The following is a 4,426-nucleotide window of genomic DNA, read 5'->3' on the forward strand; positions in this document are numbered from 1 at the left end:
TACAGGTTCTGGTAAAACCGTTGTGATGGCAAAGATAGCAGCAGATGCTATCGGAAGAGTGCTTATAGTTGTACCTTCTACTGAACTCAGGGAACAAACAGAAGAAAAATTAAGAATGATTGATCCCCTTATTGATATTGGTCATGTACAAGGAAGCTTAAACGAGGTATCTAACAAGGTAGTTATATCAACAAGACAATCATTGACTCATGGGAACAGTAAACGAATAAAAGATATGATTAATTATGGTATATTTGAGTATATTATCTTTGATGAGTGTCATATGGCTCCCAAGCAAATACATAAGGTACTTAAACAAGTAAATGGTGATGCTAAAATAATTGGTTTTACTGCTACGCCATACACAAAGGCATGTATTGAAATATTTGGACAACCGATCTTCAAAAGAACTATTCTAGATATGATTGATAATGAGTTCCTAGTTGAGCCCTATGCAATTCTCATCCAATCGAAAACTAATATTAACAATGTAAAGATTACAAATGGCGATTTTGCTCAAGGCGAACTAGAAAAGATAGTCAATAATGCAGAACGTAAAAAGCTTATATTAGAATCATATAAAAAGTACGCAATAGATAGAGAGCTCACTCTTGTATTTGCTGCTGGATGTGACCATGGGAAAGAGTTGCTTAAGGATTTTATCGAAGAAGGTATAAAAGCAGCATACATAGATGGAGAAACACCTAAGCAAGATAGAAAAGATATATTAGAACAGTTCAAGAATAAAACTGTTAAAGTATTAATTAATGTAATGACCCTAACTACTGGTTTTGATGTACCTGAAACTGACACAATAATCATATGTAGGCCTACCAAATCAAAGATCTTATTTGAGCAGATAGTAGGTCGAGGTCTACGGTTAGCCCAGAATAAGCATGATTGTATGATCATAGACATCCAAGATGTAACCAAAAGACACGATCTGATGAATATGGGTGAGTTGTTTTTAACTAATATAAAGCATGGTGAAAGATTGAAGGATGCAAAAGAAAGAGTTAAGAAAGAGAAGATTGATGAAGAAATAAAAAGACAAAACGAAGAACGAATAAGGGTTGAAAAAGAACTACTAAAACAAAAAGAGCTGGAAATTGTTGCTGAACGTATCAAACTCATAAATAGAGACATGAAGAAGGGATTTGAAGGTGGGAAGTTAGATTGGTTTAGAGTAGGAGGCACAGCATACGCTCTAAGCTATGGATTTACTAATTACTATGTTGTGGAGAACATTAACGATAAGTTCACAGTGTTTGACACTGAAACTAATAAAGATAAAAAATCTATTGTAGAGATAATAGAATTAACGAATGTAAACGATGCTATTGATTGGGTAGAAAAGAAGGCTGGTAAGAATACATATTCAGATCCTAAGAGTTTATGGAAAAAGGAGAGACCGTCCGAGTCGCAGCTCAAGTTTTGTGCTTGGGGAAAGAATAAGTGGGATGTATCTACATACTTTGCTTCAGGGACTATATCAGGAATGTTAAGCAAGAAATTTATATATCAAACTTCAAGAATAGAAAAATGAGAATCATTGAAAACAAAGGGATTTTACATATATGTGTTCTGAGTATCTACTTTTATAAAACCCTTATAAATCAAGGAATAGCGAAAGTTGAAAATCAATATATTTAAAAATAATGAGAATGAAAAAGCGTTGAAATTATTGGTTAAAATATGTGTAGGTATCCAAAAAAGGGACATGTTTTATGTCCCATTCTGGTATACCTCAAGGTGTATCCAAAAAAGGGACATGTTTTGTGTCCTTTTCTTGGAGGGGTATCCAATTTTGGGACACTTTTTATGTCCTTTTTTTGGATACCTATACCACACAGTGACATAAATTATGTCCCAAAATTGGAAGTAAACAAGAGAGAGACATTATTAAAGAGAGACATATTTAAAGAGAGACTATGCTGGCGCATGATTTAGAGAAAATTTGAATTTTTGTTTGTTATATAATTTGAGTATAGGAGTCGTTGTATGATATATGACTGATAATAATTTTATTAAAATTTTTAAAATGTATGTTTGAGTCTGGAGATAAAGGATTATCCCCTCAAGATCTAGCTATATATTCTCATTTATACATGATGAGACAGGTTAATAGTAAAAAGAATGCTTCGTTTACTTCTAATTTAGAAATAATAACATCTACAATTCGGTTCAAGTTAAAAGGAAAATCTAGAGATAAAATTAAAGAAATAAGGAAAAGCATTCTTTGTTTAGTAGCAAAAGGTTATGTTAATTGTGATATTAGTCCTGAGACAAAGAGGAAGGATCTGTTGATAATATCATTTGATACTATTTTAAATAAAGATAAGAAGTTTGCTAAATTATTATATTCTGATTTTGAACAGTTTGTAGAAGTAGAAAAATTAAATGCATATTGTTTTATCTTGGCTGGTGAGATATATGGCAGAAAAATATCTTATACCGAATTTGCAAATAGGTTAAATATTAGTGATGAGAAGATGAGACTAATTATTAAAGATTTGAACAGATCAGATAGTAATCCTAGAATTTTATAAATTTTCTGGTTCCTATGTCGATGGTAGTAAGAAGCAAGAGGAGAATTTGTACTATGCATCCTTGGACAGTGAAAAACTTAGATTGTATAATAACTTTTACGATAAGGATGGTAATGTTAAAAATCCTAAGAAAAAGGGATCTAGAAAGAATAGTGATATTGTTTTTAGTCTCAGCTCAGGTGAAATAACCGTTATGGAACTCAAGAAGCATATTCAGGATAGCCAGTGGAAAAAAGGAACCACACGAACAATACAGTATGATGATTACCAGTTGTTCAAGATATGTGAGAGAGAGAGAATTGATATAAGGTTCGTTGAAGAATGCAGAAGAAGGATTCAATCTTATAGGGATTCTGTTGATTATGACGAGAGATTTGAGGGATATGAAGAGATGTATAAAAGGGATATGATTGATGTTGGAATTGAGATTGATCATGAAGTATTAAACTAAGTAAGTTTATGAGCAGCCTTTGTGGTTGCTTTTTTGTTTCACAGTAAAGGGATATCGTGAGAGCAAAAAACGTCAATCGTAAATGATGATATTTGAGTAAAAAGAGTGAAAGGTAATATGGTTTTTAGGTTGAAAACTAAGGAGATTTTAATCGAAGAAAAGTGTTTTTATTGACGTAAAAGTGTAGTCGTAATCGTAGAGGCTATATATAATAAGGGTTAATCGGATATTTGGGTAAAAAAGTGATGAAAATGAAAAAATAATACGTTGATAAATAAGGGTTCTACGAATAGAAATCGAATGACAATTGAGTGGTATTTTAAAATGTTCAAGTAAAATTTATAAGTTGAGTATCGGTGTTGAAGTGCTAGTAGGCCACCTCCTAAAAATTGTTAGTTACTTACTTTTAATGTACCCCCCACTATTAGTAAGTAAAAATACGCTAAAAAACCGTGTATAATAACAGTTATGCACGGATTCTATGGCTGGTTGAGATATTTGCAATTTGCTATCTGATTTCGGGAAATAAGCAGAGAGAGGAAACAAAGTTTCATAATTTTATTTTTTTCGAAAAGTTGTAAACAGTAATTTTTTGAATTTTTATTTCATAATAAAAAATCTTTTTGTAAATTCGTTACATAACAAAAATTTGACGATTTAACACTTAACCATTACTATAACCATTACTATAATCATTACTATTTTATAACTATAACCACTATTATATCCACCTATATATCAACACTATATAGCCATATATACTATATCCATCTCTCACTATCCACACACAACAAACCATTCAACGACCAATGCCACAATTGCTTCATTCACAACAATTATTTATTATCAATTAAGAGTGAAAAATACTATTATTTACTTTACAAATGTAAAAATCGCATGGTATAATATTACTTGTAAGGGAGGAGGTGAAATACCATGGAAGGGTGGCAAAAGACTGCTGTCATCATTGCACTTCTAACCTTTATACGCTTAATCATCAAGGACACACTGGAATACATAGACAAGCGACAGAGGACAAAGAAGAGCATAAGAAAAGGCGCTAAAGCCTCTCGCAAAGGCAGTAACGCCAAACCCAAACACTAAATAATATCCTTTCAGGATGGATACTAGAACCGTCCTGATCTCCCTTACATTTTATAACAATGCATTGTTTATAGTCAACACTATTAAGGAGGAATGTAACAATGAAACGTAAAGCTGAAGGGTACACAAGGCTCTCTATATCTGTTGTTATGTTTACCTTGGCTTGTTTAATGCCGAATACATGGTCAATCATCTTAGTATCCTTTGTTGCCTTGTATTCCTTAGTTTCTGGCTTGATCCGTATCAATCTTAGGCCACCAGTATTAGTCTAATAGTATTGCGATACATGATATCATGAAACGGTTATACAACAAGATAGGAT

General features: G+C 32.3%; 4 protein-coding genes. All 4 read left to right on the forward strand.

The window, feature by feature from the left end; all coding sequences use genetic code 11:
- A partial coding sequence (locus JCM16418_RS23130) for a DEAD/DEAH box helicase (RefSeq protein WP_036653755.1) occupies window positions 1–1,546 on the forward strand: 1,546 nt, incomplete at its 5' end.
- A gap of 499 nt (window positions 1,547–2,045) precedes the next feature.
- Window positions 2,046–2,549, forward strand: a complete 504-nt coding sequence (locus JCM16418_RS23135) for a hypothetical protein (RefSeq protein WP_036653757.1) — start codon at window positions 2,046–2,048, stop codon at window positions 2,547–2,549.
- Window positions 2,550–2,610: 61 nt separating this feature from the next.
- The gene (locus JCM16418_RS23140) at window positions 2,611–3,000 is read left to right on the forward strand and encodes a hypothetical protein (RefSeq protein ID WP_148298907.1); all 390 of its coding nucleotides are present in this window, start codon (window positions 2,611–2,613) and stop codon (window positions 2,998–3,000) included.
- 936 nt (window positions 3,001–3,936) lie between these two features.
- Window positions 3,937–4,104: a hypothetical protein gene (locus JCM16418_RS25210; RefSeq protein WP_156327259.1), complete on the forward strand. Its 168-nt coding sequence runs from the start codon at window positions 3,937–3,939 to the stop codon at window positions 4,102–4,104.
- Window positions 4,105–4,426: the final 322 nt, after the last annotated feature.

This window comes from Paenibacillus pini JCM 16418, from assembly GCF_000576305.1.
Taxonomy (GTDB): Bacteria; Bacillota; Bacilli; order Paenibacillales; family Paenibacillaceae; genus Paenibacillus_AQ; species Paenibacillus_AQ pini.

Coding starts and splice junctions, on each gene's coding strand:
- JCM16418_RS23135 (WP_036653757.1), top strand. CDS start 2,046: ATGTTTGAGTCTGGAGATAAAGGATTATCCCCTCAAGATCTAGCTATA.
- JCM16418_RS25210 (WP_156327259.1), top strand. CDS start 3,937: ATGGAAGGGTGGCAAAAGACTGCTGTCATCATTGCACTTCTAACCTTT.